Origin of the sequence: Parendozoicomonas verongulae, from assembly GCF_009711465.1 — a bacterium.
Taxonomy (GTDB): domain Bacteria; phylum Pseudomonadota; class Gammaproteobacteria; order Pseudomonadales; family Endozoicomonadaceae; genus Sansalvadorimonas; species Sansalvadorimonas verongulae.
The window spans coordinates 861-1,145 of record NZ_SMME01000580.1 but is presented as its reverse complement, the minus strand read 5'-3'; positions in this window follow the sequence as shown (position 1 = coordinate 1,145).

The following is a 285-nucleotide window of genomic DNA, read 5'->3' as shown; positions in this document are numbered from 1 at the left end:
ACTCTGAGCACCGCCAGCTTTCACAACGGCATTCCCAGCGCTATCCGGCTTACTCTCGTGTACAGGCATGTCAGGACATAAATGATGCCTTCAGACTTCTGAAAACCAACCCACAAAGAGCATTAAATGAGGCCGAGGTACTGTTAAAAAAATACGCAGGAGACTCACAGCAATATGCCCGTGTCGTGCAATTAAAAGCCCGATGCTTGTTTCTTCTTGACAATTTTGATGGATGTATTGAGTACATCAATTCCCTTTCAGTAGGTTTGCAAAACAACAAGGGAG